Below are 18,235 nucleotides of genomic sequence, written 5' to 3'. Positions count from 1 at the left end.
ATTCGTTTAACTAAAAAAGATGGCTATGTAAATATAATCTTTTTTAGTTAAACGAAACTAATTATATTAATAATAATCTTTAATTAGCTTAACATTAAATGACAACAAGGCAGTTAGTTAGTTTCATGTGATCTTTGATAGTAAGCAATCAAAGGCAAAATAATCCCAATTAAAATCATCAAAACAGGTTCCAAAATATTCAATGTCAAAACGTGTGTCCATGCGGAAGTACCAGGTGTTTCATCAGTTGGAAAGATACCTAATGTGGCAGCTCCGAAGGTGATTGCAAAACACCAAATACCAACTAAAATAGCAAAATATTTATTTTTAATATAAACGAAGTCAGATTTGAATTTATCATCGTGTAATCTAACTAGGATAAAGGAACTGAATAGGAAACAGGTTGTATATGGTGAAACGATACCATTTAGATTCAAGAGTTGATTGAAGATTGAATTCATATTTGGCAACGTTGCACTCATGACCATGATAAGGGTACAAATACCAGTCGTTAGCCAGTAACCGTTGATTGGTAGGCCACGCTTATCAGTTTTAGTAAGACCTTTTGGTAAATATTCTTTCGCGGTATCAGATAGGAACATTCTCGTTCCGGCATCCAAGAGGACAGCCAATTGCGCCATCATGTATAGTGCCTGCGTTATAGCGAATAAGTATAGGAAGAAACGACCCATGCCGAATTCTTGTCCCATGTATTGGAAAGCATAGTAAGAACCGTTCATCTTCAAGTCATTTGGCAAATGGTGGGCATTGAAGAATACTCCCAAGGCAAATGAACCAAGCACTGTTAGAAAACCAGTCATAATGGCTAGCATCCACATAGCTTTTGGAAAATCACGTTTACCGTTCTTCATTTCTGTAACGTATGGTGCAGCGAATTCTGATCCGTTCATCGCAAAGATGACGAGTCCAAATGTTGAAAGGTAATGCATATCAAACTTAGGAATAAATGATTTTATAGTAAATGGTTGGGTATGTGGCATGTTACCTTTGCTCAAATAAACAAAAGTCATGATGACATACAAAATTGAGATGATAAACATCGCACCACCACCGAGAATACTCAAAATTTGTAGTGAGTTTCTCAAATAATGTTGGATGAAAATAAAGACTGTAAAAATTACGGCTGTCAAAAGGGCAAACATTGAGTTGCTCATCTTATCTGACATTGAACTGTTACCGTTGATCAACCAGCCAAATGACACCAACGTTGAGTTAGCGACATCGACAATATAAGGCAAACTAGAAACCCAAACAGTCCAAGCACAAATATAGCCCCAGACATTACCGCCAGTGGCACGTACCCAAGAAGTAACGCCACCACCTTCTTCATCAAATGTTGAACCAAGATGACCAACCATCATCTCATAAGGTACAACGAATACGAATAGCATAATAATCCAAGTAAATACGATTCCCAAACCTTGGTTATGGAAATTGTAGACAATATCATCGAAGCCAATAACGGTAACGAAATCCATTAAAGCAACGACAGGCCAACTAATAAACGACTTCTTAGAACCGGAGTCGATATTTGGCAAATTTTTCCCCATCGGAAATACACCCCTTTGTGTAGATTTAACGTATTATGTGCCGTTTCCAGAGCTGAGAGTATTCATAATGCTGCGCGGAACGGCCCGAGCCAAAGAGCGGTCTCGAACCTCGGTTGAAGCCTTTCCAAAGACCAGAAAGTCTCCAACACGCCCGGTGGTGTAATGGCTAAAGCCATAACGCCACTTTCGCGGCATATGAATACTCTCAGCTCTTCCAACTAATTTATCTTTATATGCTGAATAATTAAACTGGAATTTTCTAGTTACTTAAATAAATTGTCACTGGATTTGTCACTTAATCCATAGTTAGAGGTATTCAGCGACATTCCAACGTCAAAGTAAGCAAATTATAAAAATTCAGAATACTTTTATAACTAATTTAATATCGGAAAAATAGTCGTAAGAGCCGGAGAATATTTGTGGGCAGTGGAAGTGGTGTTAGGGCGGGTGGTTTTCCCGCTCTTACACCACCGGGCGTGTTTGGAGACTTACCGGTTTATGGTAAGGCTTCAAACCGAGGGACGAGACCTTGGCTCGGCCCGGTCCGCACAGCCAGTGAATATTCTCCGGCTCTGGAGACGGCATATTACAACACGTTAATTTTTTTTTAGGCCATCTTTGCGAATTGATAGTCCAAAAATATTATATATCACAATGAAAGATTGACTTACAAAAATGTAAGGAAATGTAAGAAGAATCGCACGACCCAAAATGGCTATCCAGTTATGATAGATATATCAAATGGAGGGAAGTACAAATGCAAAAAATCGTCGATGTACAAAATATTGAAAAAATTTATGGTAAGGCTGGTGAGAAACAATTTAAGGCTTTGTCAGACGTTAATTTTGAAGTAAAACCCGGCGAATTCGTAGGAATTATGGGTGCTTCAGGTTCAGGTAAGACAACGCTACTAAATATTCTATCTACCTTAGATACACCAACTAGTGGTCGTGTTGAAATTGCTGGCCAAGATATTACTAAATTAAAGAATAATCAAATGGCTAATTTCCGAGCTAATAAAATTGGTTTCATTTTCCAAGATTTCAACTTACTAGAAAATTTAACTGCTTACGAAAATATTGCTTTGCCTTTGGCATTACAAAATAAACCTGCTAAATCAATCAAACCAGCCGTTATGAGTATTGCTGAAAAACTTGGTTTAACTGAAATTTTAAATCACTATCCAACTGAATTATCTGGTGGTCAAAAACAACGTGTTGCGGCTGCTCGTGCCTTAGTCCACGAACCATCAATTGTCTTTGGTGATGAACCGACTGGTGCGCTTGATTCTAAGAGTGCTCGTGCTTTGATGGACACACTGACAAAAATCAATCGTGAAGATAACGTTTCAATTTTACTTGTAACGCATGATCCATTCTCAGCCAGTTTCTGTGACCGTATTTTATTCATCAAAGATGGTGAAATCGGCCAAGAGTTGAAGAAAGAAGACGACAGTCGTGCTGAATACTATCAAGAAATCTTGGATTCACTAGGAACATTCGCTGAATAGGAGGGGAGGACATTATGTTAAACAAATTAGCCTTGAGTGGCATTAAACATCGAATACGTGATTACAGCGTGCTGTTTTCTGGCTTGACGATTGCTTCAGCCATTTTCTACATGTTTATGTCACTGGCAACTAATCAAAATTTTCTAAAGTCCAATTCTCCGGCCGCAGCAACTAGTTTTATCTTCGGATTCGGGATTGTACTGTTAGCTATCATAACGATAGTTTACGTCAATTATGCCAACACTTTTCTGTTGAGCATGCGTCAAAAGGAATATGGGATGTTCATGATGCTCGGTGCCAAGAGCAGCAAGATTTCCCGCATGATATTTGTTGAAACATTCGCTATTGGTGCTATTTCAACATTGATTGGCTCAGCCATTGGTATTCTAGCAACTGGCTTTGTCAGCAAGTGGATTATCAACGCCCTAGATATGCAAGTTAAACATTTCAACAGTTTCTATCTACCTGCTTTATTGTGGACGTTCGCATTCTTCATCATTATCTTCATGTTCTCAGCGATTAGAAATTCAATTTCACTCCGTCGTAGCAAGGTTTTAACACTATTAAACCGTGACAGTCAACCAGTTAAAATTAAGCGTAACGGCGTTTTAAAAGCTGTCCAAGCTGTTCTTGGTTTGATTTTACTAATTATTGGTTATTTATCAATGTGGTATATCGGTCAAAACGCCGGTTTCATCATGATTGGGATTCCAATTGCTTTGGTAACAATCGTTGGTGGAACGTACTTCATGATCAATTCATTCGTTACAACAATTATCGGAATGTTGAAACGCAACACGAAGTATTCTCAAAAAGGTTTGAACAATTTCACCTTGTCACAATTGAGTTTTAGAATGAACGACTACACTAAGATTCTCTCAATGGTATCGATCATGTTCGCTTTAGCCCTTGGTGCTATTACAGTTGGACTAGGTTTCAATAACCAAATCGACAATGTAGTTAACGGTCAGAACTATTATGATGTTCAATTAACCAACCCAGATGCTGCGCAACAAAAACGTTTGAAGAGTTTGAATATTGATAAGAAAAATACTTATAACTTTAAATCTGATAAGACAAATGTCTACTATCAAGCAAGTGAATTCGAAAAACAACCAATCGGTTATTCACAAATTGATACGAAGACAATGGTTTCAAAACTTCGGACTTCAACCAATCCAAGTAAAAATGATAATGCCAAATATGAATTGATGAATACAAGAATGCCTGATCAACGTGGTCATGTTGCTAAATTTGTCAGCGACCAAGAATATAAGGCAATTAATGCTCCCGAAACAACAACTGTCTTGGTTAAAACTAACTCATTCAAGGATAATCTATCTGAAATTAAGGCTATCTCAAAAGCTGAAGTTAAACGTTATCCAGTTTTGAAAAATGCTGGTGGCGATAAATACAGTGCCTATACAATGATCAATGGTTTCTTCTCTGGATTAGAATTCATGGGATTCTTCCTGGGAATTGCCTTTCTAGCCATGTTAGCTAGTTGTTTAATGTTCAAGATTTTGTCCGGTGCCAATGGGGATGTTAAGCGTTATAACATGCTCTACAAGATTGGTACGAGATCAAAAGTTTTACGTTCAACAATTAACAAGGAAATTGCCGTATTATTCTCAGTTCCCGCAATCCTTGGAGTGGTTCACGTATTAATTGGATTACAAATGTTCAGCGCAATTCTTTATAAACCATATGCCCATATTGAAATTCCATTCGCAATCTTCATCGTTCTATACCTTGGTTATTACTTCTTAACTAGATATTTGTACAAGAAGATTGTTCTAAAGTAACATGTAGTGCTGCCGTCTCCAGAGCTGGGAAATATTCTCAAGCTGTGCGGAACGGTCCGAGCCAAAATGCGGTCTCGAACCTCGGTTTGAAGCCTTGACACAGTTCGTCAAGTCTCCAAACACGTCCGGTGGTATAAGTACGGAAAATTCCTTCCGTACTTATACCACTACCACGGCACACAAATATTTCCCAGCTCTTCCGACTAATTAATCGTTGTTAGTTGAATTTGAAATAGGTTATCAATAAGTACCATGCATAAAGTAACAAGTTCCAGCAGTTTCTTCCGAGAAACTGCGCACAACGGGTACTCTCAGCTCTGGAGACAGAATACGAAAAACCTTTTGTGCGCAGCTTCTCGGAAACGAGAAGCACTTCCCCCCTTAATAATTAATCTATATAGATTTCGAAATCCTCAACAATTTTTCGAAAACATTAAAAAAGTTCACTTTTGTTTTAATAAAGTGAACTTTTTTATTTGTTCGTAAAAATTTTTTTAATTTAAAAAGCGTTAAGATTATAATCCCTATAACATTGGTGTTATAGTTTTTCTGGGTCAATGGTCATTCGTTAAAAAGACGAACATTTCTTTCACAAAATGTTTTTTTGTTGCCAAAACATAATTTAAACATTAAAATTTTCTTAATATAATTTTTTAGAATTATTTTTCACGAAGTAAGAAGGGAGCATTTAGCTATGTCATCAATGATTGAATTCCGCAATGTGCAAAAGTATTACGGAGATTTCCATGCTTTAAAGGATATTAACTTGGAAATTGACAAGGGTGAAACAGTTGTTTTAATCGGACCATCTGGATCAGGTAAGAGTACTTTATCCAGAACTGTCAATGGTTTGGAAACGATTCAAGAAGGGCAATTAATTGTCAACGGACGTGATATTGCTGATAGATCAACTGATATCAACCGTATTAGACGTGATGTCGGAATGGTTTTCCAACACTTTAACTTGTACGCCAACAAGGATGTTCTTGAGAATATCATGTTAGCACCTAGAATCGTTTTAAAAATGAATGAAGAAGAAAATAAAAAGCAGGCTATGGCTTTGCTTGATCAAGTCGGCTTAGCTGATAAAGCCCATAATATGCCTTCACAAATCTCTGGTGGACAAAAACAACGTGTCGCCATTGCTAGATCTTTAGCTATGAAACCTCGTTGCATGCTCTTTGACGAACCTACCAGTGCTTTGGATCCAGAAATGATCGACGATGTTTTGAAGGTTATCAAGTATGTTACTAGCCAAAGCGATATGACTTCTCTAATCGTTACTCACGAAATGGGCTTTGCTCAAGAAGTTGCTAACCGAGTTATCTTTATGGCTGACGGTGAAATTTTGGAAGATGACGACAAGGATACTTTCTTCAATCATCCAACGAACGAACGTGCTACACAGTTTTTGAGCAAGATTATTAAACACTAGGGGGTAAGAATATGAAACGCTGGAAATATTTTGCAGTAATTATCACTTCTTTACTTCTAGTCTTTACATTAGCCGGCTGTGGTTCACAATCACTGTCGTCACAAAATCTTTATGAAAATAACAAGAAATCCAAAACAGTAACTTGGGGTGTTAAAGCCGATACTAAGTTGCTTGGTTTGGTGGATGTTAAAGACGGACAAGAAAAGGGATTTGAAATTGATTTAGCCAAAGCTATTACTAAGAAAATGTATGGTAAAGATGCCAAAGCTAAATTCGTTACCGTTACATCGCAGTCACGTATCCCTTTGTTAAAGAATGGTAATATCGATGCTATCATCGCTACAATGACCATAACGCCGGAACGTCAAAAGACGATTGATTTTTCCAAGTCATACTTTGATGCGGGTCAATCAATTTTAGTTAAAGACGGTTCGCCAATTAAGAAAGTTCAAGATCTTAACAACAAGACAATCATTGGGGTTGTCGGCTCTAACTCAGTTCAAAATGTTAAGAAATTTGCTCCAAAAGCTCGGGTTCTCCAATTGCCTGATTATGCTCAAGCTCTAACAGCTTTGAAGTCAGGTCAGGGTGATGCTTTGACAACTGATAACGTTATTTTAGCTGGTATGGCAGTTAAGAACCCTGGCTACAAACTACAAGGTGAAGCCTTTACAACTGAACCTTATGGTATTGGTATCAACAAGGGCCAGACTGACTTAAAAGCAGGTATCAACAAGGCTTTAGGTGAAGTTGAGGCTGACGGTACATACAATAAATTAATCCTTAAGTGGTTTGGTAATGTACCTGGATTTAACTACAAGGAGGTGCTACGCAAATGATTCATCTACTAACAAGTAACTGGAGTGCATTTATCAGTGGATTTGGTTGGACGTTGCTATCAAGTGTTCTGGCACTGTTCTTTAGTTTAATTATCGGATCACTGTTCGCAATTCTCGAAGTAGTACCAAATAAGTTCTTACGTATCATCGGTAATATTTATGTAGAAGTTTTCCGTAATATTCCGCTACTAGTTATTACAATGTTTTTCTACTTGGTAATTCCGTTGTACGTTGTCAAAATCAACGGATTCACAGCAGGAACAATTGGTTTGACGATTTATACGTCTGCTTTTATCGCTGAAACTGTTCGTGCCGGTATCAATTCAGTTGACCCCGGACAAATGGAAGCAGCTCGTGGACAAGGGATGACTTTCAGTCAAGCGATGCGTTATATCGTTTTACCACAAGCTTTCAAGTACGTTATCCCACCATTGGGTAACCAATTCGTTAACTTGGTCAAAAACTCTTCAGTTCTAGCTTTCGTTGCTGGATTTGATTTGATGTACCAAGGTAACGCCATTGCTTCACAAACGTTTGATACAGTTAATACTTACATTATCGTTGGTGTTTTCTACTTGATCATAACGTTGCCAATTAGTTATTACATGCAACATCTAGAAAGAAAATTAGCTTAGGAGGAGAAAAATAATGCAAAATTGGATTGACGCTTATTCATGGATCAATATCAGATTCCTTCTCCAAGGCTTATGGATCACGATTTTGATCTCCGTTATATCGGTGATTTTAAGTTTTATTATTGGATCAATTTTAGGAATCATTCGTTATGATAAGGTTCCTTATTTATCAAAAATTGTTGGTTTTATAATCGATGTTATTCGTAATTTACCACTGCTACTAATTATCTTCTTCGTTTACTTTGGCTTGCCAGCATTTGGTTTCAAACCGGATACGATTCCCGCAGCCATTTTAGCGATGACAGTCTTCGAATCGATGATGATTGCCGAGATTATCCGTTCAGGTATTTTGGCAGTTGATCCCGGACAAATGGAAGCATCACGGGCAATGGGGATGAAGATGTCGCAAGCAATGTGGCATATTGTTCTACCACAAGCATATAAAAAGATGATTCCAGCAATGGTTAGCCAATTTATTTCATTGATCAAGGATACATCTTTGGCAACAATCATTGTTGTGCCAGAATTGATGCAACACGGTCAAGTTGTTTATGGACAAGACCCTAACTTCATCATTCCAGTCTTCGTGGCTATGGCGGTTATGTACTTTATCGTTTGTTACGCTTTGTCACTGTTGTCAAAATTTATTGATCGTCGTATGGCATAAAAAGATATGCATGGTGCTAGTTGATATTACATCGTTTAAATATCGTGAATGTTGATACTTTGCATTCAATTATTACTAACGAATTAGTCGGAAGAGCTGGGAAATATTTGTGTGCTGTGGTAGTGGTATAAGGACGGGAGAACCTCCCGTCCTTATACCACCGGGCGTGTTTGGAGACTTGACGGACTGTGTCAAGGCTTCAAACCGAGGTTCGAGACCGCATTTTGGCTCGGGCCGTTCCGCACAGCTAGAGAATATTTCCCAGCTCTGGAGACGGAATATTTAACTAGCACCGAATTTAAAGTTGACAGAAATGAATCAGCCTGTTATTGTTTAAGGCAATCAAATAAACACATATAAGTGTCTGAATTAATTAGTAATGTATCTGGGCGTAAGAAAGCCGGTGGTTGATGCGAACCGGTCAGGGTGCAGTTATGAAATACCAGACATGACTTGGTTTTGCCAAGCGGAATAAGAGAGCCGTTATTCTCAAGAGTGGAGCAATAGTTTTTTTGAACTATGCTCAAGCTGGGTGGTACCACGGTAAATCGTCCCTGTTGCATATTTTTGCAGCGGGGACTTTTTTTATACAAAGGGGTACGGAAAATGATGATCAATACATGTGGTGGTAATCCTCGATATTAGTTTTTTCTAGCATTCGCAGGTAAAAAACAATTTGGAGGATTCAAAATGAATAAGAGTAAAAAGAATGTCAGTTTTAGAGAAGCAATCGTAATTTTAGTAATGATGCTGATTGTTTTAGGATTTGGAGTTATCAAGTTTGGCTTGTCACCTCAAACACCAGTTTTAGTAGTCATCGGTCTATTGATTTTATGGGCTAAAGTTCGTGGCACTGAATGGGATGAAATTTTTGACGGTATTACTGATGGTGTTAAAAACGGAATTATTCCCATCTTCATTTTTATTTTAATCGGAGCTTTGATTGGTACTTGGATTGCGGCCGGAATTATTCCATCAATGATGGTTGCCGGATTCCACTTGATTTCAGCGCAATGGTTCGTGCCATCAGTTTTCCTAGTTTGTGCTTTGATTGGTACATCAATCGGTAGTGCCTTTACTATTGTTTCAACAATCGGAATCGCCTTGTTCGGAATGGGCCAAACTTTAGGAATGAATCCAGCTTTGGTTGCTGGTGCAATTATCTCAGGTGCCATTTTTGGTGATAAGACTTCACCACTTTCAGATTCAACTAACTTGGCTTCAGCGATTGCCGAAGATGACTTGTTCGATCACATTAAAAACTTGATGTGGACAACGATTCCCGCATTTATCATTTCATTGATTCTTTACACAATTCTCGGCAACGCTGGATCAGGTGCTAGTTTATCTAAAATCGATACAACTTTAAACGTTTTGAATTCTAATTTCATCATCACATGGTGGTCAATTTTACCAATTGCTTTATTGTTCGCTTGTTCGATTATGAAAATTCCCGCTATTGCAACTTTGATTTTAAATATTACCGTAACAGTCGGAATGATTTTTGTTGAAAAACCTGGCACACCAGTAAAAGATATCGCTGGATTTATCGAAAGTGGATTTGTTTCAAAAACTGGCAATGCTAGTGTTGACGCTTTGTTAACTCGTGGTGGGATTTCTTCCATGATGGGTACAGTCTCATTGATTTTCCTAACTCTTTCGTTAGGTGGCTTGTTAATGAAGTTTAACGTCATTCAAACAGCCATGACACCACTTGCCAAGAAACTTAAAACACCAGGTGCCGTCGTTACAGCAACAATCCTTTCAGGAATCGGCGTTAACATCTTTGTTGGTGAACAATACTTATCAGTTATTTTACCTGGTAAAGCATTCAAACAAACATTCAATGAACATGGTTTGGATAACTTGGCCTTGAGTCGTGTACTTGAAGATGGTGGTACAGTAATCAACTACTTGATTCCATGGGGCGTTGCCGGAGCTTTCGCTGCCAATACCTTAGGAGTACCAACATTAACCTTCTTACCATTCTGTTTCTTCAGTCTATTATCACCAGTTCTTTCCATTATTAGTGGATTTACCGGAATTGGTTTAAAACGTCAGGATAAGACATCTAAAAAAGTTGTGACTGCTTAGGTGTCTCTGGACGCCGGAGGGCGTCAATAATGTAGTTCCGCTATGGGGACCGACTTGAGCCAAGGTCTCAAGTCTCGCTTTGAAGCCTTACCAAAGTTCGGTAAGTCTCCAAAGTCGCCCCGTGGTGTAATGGCTAAAGCCATTACACCACCTGCACAGCGGACTACATTATCGACACCCTCCGGCTTTTTGTTTTGGAATATATATATTCTGATATTTTGTTTGATGGTAGTTTTTAGGACACAATATAAATTGAAATGTATTAAATAGATTGGAGCTCTGATTGGAGTCGTTTAACTTTTGTAGAAATAAATTAAGGGTTAAATCTGAAGTTTTTAATCAATCGTCAAATTATCAAACAAACTAGTTGGAAGAGCTGAGAGTATTCATCAGCAGCGAAAGTGGCGTTATCGCTTTAGCGATTACACCACCGGACGTGTTGGAGACTTTCCGGTTTTTGGAAAGGCTTCAACCGAGGATCGAGACCGTACCTTGGCTCGAGCCGTGCCGCGCAGCAGATGAATACTCTCAGCTCTGGAAACGGCATATTTAAAAAATCTTTAAGCGATAATTAGAGTAAAAAATTTCAGAAAATTGTAACCGCTAACTTTGTTGGTATCATTAAACTTTATAAAAAATCAGGGCAGCAATGCTCTATTTTTTTGCCAACAAACATTGACAGTACGCCAATTTTTGTCTAGTTTAAGACTGTTATGCTATTTAAGATAAGCAAATTTAGGGAGATTATTTATGAAGAAAATCAAGATTGCTATTTGGGGTATTAATGTTGTCCTAATTGCCGTTATTTTGTTTTTAGTTTTAGGAAACGGCTTTAAGAATGATACTAATAAAATAGATTACAAAACTTATACTGTGCAGCGCGACAATACTAATTATTTCAACGGTATTGTTCAAGAAACAGATAAGCAAGCGGTCAGTGACCAACCCAAGAGTGAAGATGAAACTTTGACTTCAACTCACGTTATTAATGGTCAAAAAGTTACTAAAGGACAAGTATTATTCAGCTTTTATCGTGATATGAGCAGTGACTTGGCCAGTGCCAACGCTGAGATTCAACAAGCCCAACTTGCAATCCAAGCATATAATTCAACCGACAAAACTACTGCTGACAAGATTGAATTGAGTAAGAATCAAGAAGTCTTAGCTGAAACTCAAGCTAAAATTAACAAGATTACTAAGGCTCAAAATAGAACCGTTTTGGCACCAATCAGTGGTGTTTACTACAAGGATGATGCTGGTAGAAGTTATATTTATGGCGCTCCAGTTATCCAAGGTAATGTGAACGAGTACAGTCTTGATAAAATCAAACTAGGTGCCGACGTTACAATCATCAAGAACGATGGTACAAAGATTTCCGGTAATTATGAACAAAAGGATGCTATTCCTTACAGTACTCACAACGTTTCTTACTATCACTTCCGTGTTGCGACTGAAGACAAGCTCCCATACGGTATGCACGTCCAAATCAAGACTGAATCTGATGGTTACAAGATCCCTTCTAAAGCCGTTTGGAGTAAGAACACAGTCTATCTTTTGAAGAATGACAAGAAGCATAAGAAACATGTAACGATGATGAAAAAAGATCAAGATTACTACGTGATCGATGGGCTTAAGGCTGGCGACAAGCTAGTCTTAAAATAAGGCGGTGAAATGATGCTTAAAGTTACTGATGTAGGTAAAACTTATGGCAAATTCACTGTGTTACAGAATATCGATTTAGAGGTTGCTGATGGGGAATTTTTAGCAATTATGGGACCTTCTGGATCAGGTAAGTCGACTTTGATCAATATCTTGGGATTATTAGATCAAAGCTATACTGGTGAATATCTGCTTGAAAATAAAAGCTACAAAGAAGTTAACGATAATGAGTTGTCACAAATCCGTGGCGATCAATTGGGGTTTGTTTTCCAAAACTTCAAATTGTTGACGACATATAACGTTTATGAAAATATTGAAATTCCACTTATTTATAGTAAGAAAGAACAAAGTAAAAAACATGAGATGGTTGAAGATGTCATCAAAAAGGTTGGTTTGACTGGGAAAGAGAAAAATCGTCCAGCTGAACTATCTGGTGGTCAACAACAACGTGTTGCGATTGCTCGAGCTATCGTTAACCGTCCTAAGTTGATTATTGCTGATGAACCAACTGGTGCTTTGGATTCTAAGACTAGTAAAGAAATCATGGGGATTTTTACGAAATTGAATCAAGCTGGAACAACTATTATCATGGTTACTCATGATAGCGAAGTGTCTGATTATGCGATGCGTACAGTCTATATTCGTGATGGCCGACTATATAATGATGAAAAGAGTGTGAAAAATCATGACTGATAAAATTATGATTGCTCTCAAATCAATCGGTAAGAATAAAAACCGTAACTTTCTAACAATGTTGGGAATTATTATTGGTATCGCCAGTGTTATTTGTATTTTGGCAATTGGGGATGGCTTTACACATACAGTTACCAAAGGTATGGGCAGCCACGATACTCGTAATAAAGTTACTTTACAGTGGCAATCAACGTCTGATTACAATACTGACGGTGGTTTCACACCAAATGACGCTTCAGTTTTGAGCAAAGTTCCGGGCGTTGACCATGTGAAATTGACTAGTAGCATTGTTGAAGCTGGTGCCAAAGTTCAATATAAGACGAAGAATATTTCAATCGGTTTGAATAAGCAGCCTAAACATTTGAAATTGGTCAAGGGGACTTATTTCAATATGACAGGTGCTTCAAACGGTGTTTATATTTCTGAAGATTTAGCGCACAGATTATTCAAAGAGAATGCCATCAACCGGTTAATCTCAATTGATGGAACAGTTTTCGTTGTCCAAGGAATTTATCATATCAGCGATATGAATTATCGCCCAGATGCATATGTTTCTAAACAAATTTTCAAAGATTTGTTTGCTAATCAAATTTCTAAAGATCAGGCTAAATTGTACGTTCAACCAGATGCTAACAAGAAGCAAGTTGGTAAGACGGCCGTTAAACGTATGAAGAAAATGGGTGAACAGAAGCATACAGGTGACTATTCCGTTTCCAATCCAGACGCTATCAGTAAACAATTCACGCGTGTCTTAAATGATATTACGTACTTTATTGCGTTTATCGCCGGAATTTCTCTATTAATTGCGGGTATTGGCGTTATGAACGTTATGTATATCACAGTTTCCGAACGTCGCAAGGAAATCGGGATTCGTCGGGCATTCGGTGCTACATCTAGTGATATTAGAAATCAATTTTTGATTGAAAGTGTTGTTCTCTGTGTCATCGGTGGAATCATTGGAATTATTTTTGGATATATTTTTGTTTCAATAATAAATGCGTTCTTACCATTCAAAGCCGTTATAACGGTATACGCAATAATCCTGTCGTTGTCAGTTTCAACTGCAGTTGGTTTGATATTCGGATTTATTCCATCAAACAAAGCGGCTAAATCAGAACTAGTTGGATTATTGAAAGAAGAGTAGGGGAAAATATGAAGAATTTATATAAATTAGATAGACTTTCTGTTTTGGGGACAGTCTTGATCAGTATTTTGATACAAGTTATTCAAATGATTTTAACTGATCCTAACGTTTCAGAAATGCCACAAATGGGTAAATGGTTGAAGTTGCTTATCTATGTAATTGGTGCCGTACTTGCCTTTGCGATTGCTTATTGGTTGTTCAACTTATTATTGAAGAATAATGATAATTACAAAGCCAAATTGATTATTAATATGGCAATTGGTTTAACAATTGAAGCTTGCTTGATGATTATCGTATTTTTGATTGCTGGCAAAACTAATATTTGGATCAAGGGAATTGTTGGTGTTATTGGTTTTGGTAGCATGGCTGGTTTGAACTGGAAGTTTTTGGAAGTATCACAGTCAGATAAGATTAAAATCAGTGTTTTAACTGCAATTTGGTTTATTTTGACATTATTCTAAGATGCCGCCTCCGAGTGACAGTGATTTTTCGCCTGCTGTGAGGACCGGTTCGAGCCAAAGTGCGGTCTCGAACCTCGCTTTTGAGCCGAAAACCGCGTCTCAAAAGTCGTCCTGTGTTGTAATGGCTAAAGCCATTACAACACTTTCACTGCTGGTGAAAATCACTGTCACCCTCCGGCTAGTTCATTAATATTTTGTTGACGATTTAAAACTTGATTAATATTGAATAGGTTTCATAAAGCCTACATAGTTTAAAAAATTGTCCAAATAACGTTCACTTCTCTGATAGAATGGGTCTAAAAGGTTCCTTGGGGAAATGTTATGAGTCCATTTGAGCAGGTTAAAGCTGAACTAGCTAAACTGAATATTTCTTATGATATTGTTGAGCATCCAGCTGTTTTTACCACTGATGTTGCTGATGAATATATCAAAGGTAAAGTAGGCGTTCGGACTAAGTCGCTGTTTTTAACTAATAAGAAGAAAAAAGCTTTTTATTTGGTTTTTATGGATGACGATAAGCGTTTGGATATGAATCACTTTGCTGAAATTGTTGGTGAAAAGCATATCAAATTTGCTTCAGAAGCTAGTTTGATGGAAAAACTTGGCTTGAAACCAGGAGTTGTTTCGATCTTTGGTTTGTTGAATAACAAGGAAAAAGATGTCCAAGTTTATTTTGAGAAAGATATAGTTGGTGATATTCCGCTAACGTTCCATCCGAATGACAATACTAAAACGATTTTTGTTAAAATGGACGATTTGGTTAAATTTTTAAATGATTTAGGATTTGAATATAACGTAATTGAATTATAGAGACTTTTCTTGAGCTGGAAATTGCAGTTCAAGAAAGGCCTTTTTTAATATACGAAGTTTAGTCGCCAAATAAAGAGATTTAACCGTCTATTTATGAAATATCAATAATATTAGCTGGAGGTTTCGAGAGATTCTACCCGTTGTGGATGTGGTGTTAGAACGGTGGTTTTCCGTTCTTACAGCACGGACGTATTTTGAGATTCGCGTTTTTTGCGAAGCTCAAAATCGAGGCGCGAGACCTTGGCTCGCACCGGTCCCACATTAGGTGGAATCTCTCGCAACCGGAAGCGGCAAAATGTTATGATAAATTAAATAAAATAGGGGGATTAAAGCGAATGGCTAATAAGAAAATTGTGATTGTTGGTGGTGTCGGCGGCGGTGCCTCAGCTGCTGCCAGAGCTCGTCGTTTAGATGAATCGGCTGAGATTACGATGTATGAAAAGGGACCTAATGTTTCGTTTTCTAACTGTTCTTTGCCATATCATTTGAGCGGATTGATTCCTGATGCGGATAGTATCGTTATGAAGACTCCGGAGCAATTTCATAAGCAATATAATATCAACGCAGAAGTTAATTCAGAAGTGATTGATGTTGATGCTCAACAAAAGACGGTTCAGGTTAAGGATGTTAACACTGGTGAAATTAGAACTTCTGCTTATGATGAATTGGTATTGTCGCCAGGAGCTAATCCCATCATGCCGAAATCTATTAAAGGTATCGATAAATCAAATGTCTTTTCAGTTCGAAATGTAGTCGATATTAAGGCACTACAAGCGTATTTGACCGATAATCAAGTCAGTGATGTCGCAGTTATCGGTGGTGGCTTTATCGGCTTGGAAGTTGTCGAAAATATTGCCCAAACTGGTAAAAAATTAACGCTAGTTGAAGCAGCGGATCATGTTTTAGGAACGATTGATGATGACTTCGCCCAATTGGTACACAAGAATCTTTATGACAATGGTGTTCAAGTTATTTTGAATGATGGTTTGGCTGAAATAAGCGACCAACATATTACGCTGACTTCTGGTAAAGAAATCAAGGCTCAAGCGGTCGTTATGGCAATTGGTGTCAGTCCTGATACGACTTTGGCAAAGAATGCTGGCTGCAGGATTGGCGTTACAGGTGGTATTGAAGTTAATCAACAATTTGAAACTTCAATACCAGATATCTATGCGGTCGGCGATGCGATTGAAGTTACCAATATGATTACGCGTCAAAAAACCCGTTTGGCATTGGCTTTTCCAGCACAAATGGAAGCACGTGATGCAGTTGATCACATGTATGGACGTCCAGTTCAAAATCAAGGTGTGATTGGTTCACAAGTGATCCATTTATTCGATTTGAACGTTGCTTCGACTGGATTAACGGAAGCGGCCTGCAAGCAAAATGGGTTTGACCACCGTTCTGTTACCGTTATACCTCAAAACCGTGTCGGCGTTATGCCTGATACATCACCAATATTTTTAAAGCTAGTGTTCAGTTATCCAGGTGGTGAAGTCCTTGGTGCGCAAGCAATTGGTAAATCGGGAGTCGATAAGCAAATTGACGTTATAGCGACGATGATTTCAATGCATGGTAATATTTCAAATCTAACTCACTTGGAATTAGCCTATTCACCTTGGTTCAGTACGGCTAAAAATGCGGTCAATATTGCGGCTTTAGTTGCAGAAAATATTCTCAATGGAGAGTATCAACAAGTCTCAATTAGTAAGGTGCGTGGATTAGTTGAAAGTGGTGCCTTCATTATTGATGCCAGAGAACCTAATGAGTACGCCGCAGGCCATATTACGACCTCTATCAATATTCCGTTGAGTCAATTCCGTCAGCGCTTGGATGAGATTCCAACTGACAAACCCGTTTATATTCACTGTCAGTCAAGTCAACGCAGTTACAACATGGTTCGGGCGTTGAATAATCTCGGTTATACCAACGTTACGAATATTTCAGGGTCATTTTTAGAGCTGAAGCAATATGAATATTTCAAGGACCAAACAACCGACAGAAAGTCGATTTTGACCAATTATTAATTGATAAAAATAAGACAAAAATTTTAGTGTTTTATATAAAATAATCGCGGTACAACAGTATTCCGCTACGTGCGATAATGACGGTGGGGAGAATTGCGATGAAAAAAACACTAATGATTATTGTATCCTTATTAGTATTTGTTTTACCTTTGTCAGCGTATAGCGTTAATGCCTTGAATAGTTCGAATGCTCAAGAAATCAAACGGGAAGAATCTGCAAGATTGATCAGTCGTAATCAGAAAATTTGGCAGAAACATATTGCTAAAGCTGATGTTATTCATAGCGATGAATTTAGCACGCGCAAGGCATTTATTAGCACATCACTCGAACAGTTGCAGAACCACAGTCAGACAGTGATTGAGGGGACTGTTTATAATCTTCAAAAGATGAGTAGTCCTGAAGAAATGTCTTATACCAAAGCAACAATTTACGTCAATCGAGTCATCAGTGGCGATACGTCATTGAAGGATAAACAGATTTATTTAGCTCTTGATGGCGGCTTAGTGTCTTTTGATCGTTGGTATTCGCATAGTGGTAGGCCAAAAGATCAGAACCGTGAGATGCTTATTAAAAATGATGAATTTCCATTGCCAAAGATTGGTTCTAAGATAATTGTTGGCTTGATTCCAAATCATTTAGACGAACCAACTGAGTATAATGTCGCTTTGAAACGAAGCGGTTTTACAATCAACAATTCTTATGCAATCGAAAATCCACGTTATAACGTCTGGGTCAAAGCTCCAGATTCATCAAAGTATCAGTTAAACAATCCGAAGATGCGTCGGCAAACTAATGCCCAACAAACTCAAGATTTACAAAAACTAACTCAACAAATTAATCAGAAATACAACAAAAAATACTAGCAATCCAAAATCGGATTACTAG

The 18,235-nt window shown here is 37.9% G+C and carries 15 protein-coding genes; 14 read left to right on the top strand and 1 reads right to left on the bottom strand.

What is annotated here, in order from left to right; translation table 11 throughout:
* Positions 1-113 precede the first annotated feature (113 nt).
* Positions 114-1,571 carry an APC family permease gene (locus tag JP39_RS11415; protein ID WP_082330702.1) on the bottom strand — a complete coding sequence of 486 codons (1,458 nt, stop codon included), beginning with the start codon at positions 1,569-1,571 and terminating at the stop codon, positions 114-116.
* A 757-nt stretch (positions 1,572-2,328) separates the two neighbouring features.
* Here JP39_RS11415 and JP39_RS11405 point away from each other — a divergent pair.
* The 14 genes from JP39_RS11405 (at position 2,329) to JP39_RS11340 (ending at position 18,213) form a co-directional block, all read left to right on the top strand.
* The gene (locus JP39_RS11405; RefSeq protein ID WP_041500965.1) at positions 2,329-3,081 is read left to right on the top strand and encodes an ABC transporter ATP-binding protein; all 753 of its coding nucleotides are present in this window, start codon (positions 2,329-2,331) and stop codon (positions 3,079-3,081) included.
* Positions 3,082-3,095: 14 nt separating this feature from the next.
* Positions 3,096-4,886, top strand: a complete 1,791-nt coding sequence (locus JP39_RS11400; protein ID WP_041500966.1) for an FtsX-like permease family protein — start codon at positions 3,096-3,098, stop codon at positions 4,884-4,886.
* A 703-nt stretch (positions 4,887-5,589) separates the two neighbouring features.
* Entirely contained in the window at positions 5,590-6,321 is a 732-nt protein-coding gene (locus JP39_RS11395; RefSeq protein ID WP_041500019.1) for an amino acid ABC transporter ATP-binding protein, read from the top strand.
* Between the two features lie 11 nt (positions 6,322-6,332).
* A complete protein-coding gene (locus JP39_RS11390; RefSeq protein ID WP_041499961.1) occupies positions 6,333-7,160 on the top strand; it encodes a glutamate ABC transporter substrate-binding protein in 828 nt (275 codons plus the stop codon).
* Positions 7,157-7,795: an amino acid ABC transporter permease gene (locus tag JP39_RS11385; protein ID WP_041499962.1), complete on the top strand. Its 639-nt coding sequence runs from the start codon at positions 7,157-7,159 to the stop codon at positions 7,793-7,795. The genes JP39_RS11390 and JP39_RS11385 overlap by 4 nt, the downstream gene beginning before the upstream one ends.
* A 13-nt stretch (positions 7,796-7,808) precedes the next feature.
* Positions 7,809-8,462 carry an amino acid ABC transporter permease gene (locus tag JP39_RS11380; RefSeq protein ID WP_041499964.1) on the top strand — a complete coding sequence of 218 codons (654 nt, stop codon included), beginning with the start codon at positions 7,809-7,811 and terminating at the stop codon, positions 8,460-8,462.
* A gap of 690 nt (positions 8,463-9,152) precedes the next feature.
* Positions 9,153-10,556, top strand: coding sequence for a Na+/H+ antiporter NhaC (gene nhaC, locus JP39_RS11375; protein ID WP_041499966.1), 1,404 nt, complete (start codon positions 9,153-9,155; stop codon positions 10,554-10,556).
* Positions 10,557-11,306: 750 nt separating this feature from the next.
* The gene (locus JP39_RS11370; RefSeq protein WP_041499968.1) at positions 11,307-12,218 is read left to right on the top strand and encodes an efflux RND transporter periplasmic adaptor subunit; all 912 of its coding nucleotides are present in this window, start codon (positions 11,307-11,309) and stop codon (positions 12,216-12,218) included.
* A gap of 12 nt (positions 12,219-12,230) precedes the next feature.
* Positions 12,231-12,908 carry an ABC transporter ATP-binding protein gene (locus JP39_RS11365; protein WP_041499970.1) on the top strand — a complete coding sequence of 226 codons (678 nt, stop codon included), beginning with the start codon at positions 12,231-12,233 and terminating at the stop codon, positions 12,906-12,908.
* Positions 12,901-14,052, top strand: a complete 1,152-nt coding sequence (locus JP39_RS11360; RefSeq protein WP_041499972.1) for an ABC transporter permease — start codon at positions 12,901-12,903, stop codon at positions 14,050-14,052. Before JP39_RS11365 ends, JP39_RS11360 begins: the two co-directional genes overlap by 8 nt.
* 8 nt (positions 14,053-14,060) lie before the next feature.
* Positions 14,061-14,513, top strand: a complete 453-nt coding sequence (locus JP39_RS11355; protein WP_041499974.1) for a hypothetical protein — start codon at positions 14,061-14,063, stop codon at positions 14,511-14,513.
* 321 nt (positions 14,514-14,834) lie between these two features.
* A complete protein-coding gene (locus tag JP39_RS11350) occupies positions 14,835-15,323 on the top strand; it encodes a prolyl-tRNA synthetase associated domain-containing protein (protein WP_041499975.1) in 489 nt (162 codons plus the stop codon).
* Positions 15,324-15,658: 335 nt separating this feature from the next.
* A complete protein-coding gene (locus JP39_RS11345) occupies positions 15,659-17,350 on the top strand; it encodes an FAD-dependent oxidoreductase (protein ID WP_041499977.1) in 1,692 nt (563 codons plus the stop codon).
* Positions 17,351-17,448: 98 nt separating this feature from the next.
* Positions 17,449-18,213 (top strand): hypothetical protein, encoded by a 765-nt coding sequence (locus JP39_RS11340; protein ID WP_041499978.1) that lies wholly within the window; start codon positions 17,449-17,451, stop codon positions 18,211-18,213.
* The last annotated feature ends 22 nt before the right edge of the window (positions 18,214-18,235 follow it).

Origin of the sequence: Companilactobacillus heilongjiangensis, assembly GCF_000831645.3 — a bacterium.
In the GTDB taxonomy this organism is placed as follows: domain Bacteria; phylum Bacillota; class Bacilli; order Lactobacillales; family Lactobacillaceae; genus Companilactobacillus; species Companilactobacillus heilongjiangensis.
This window is presented reverse-complemented; position numbering and strand designations above follow the sequence as displayed.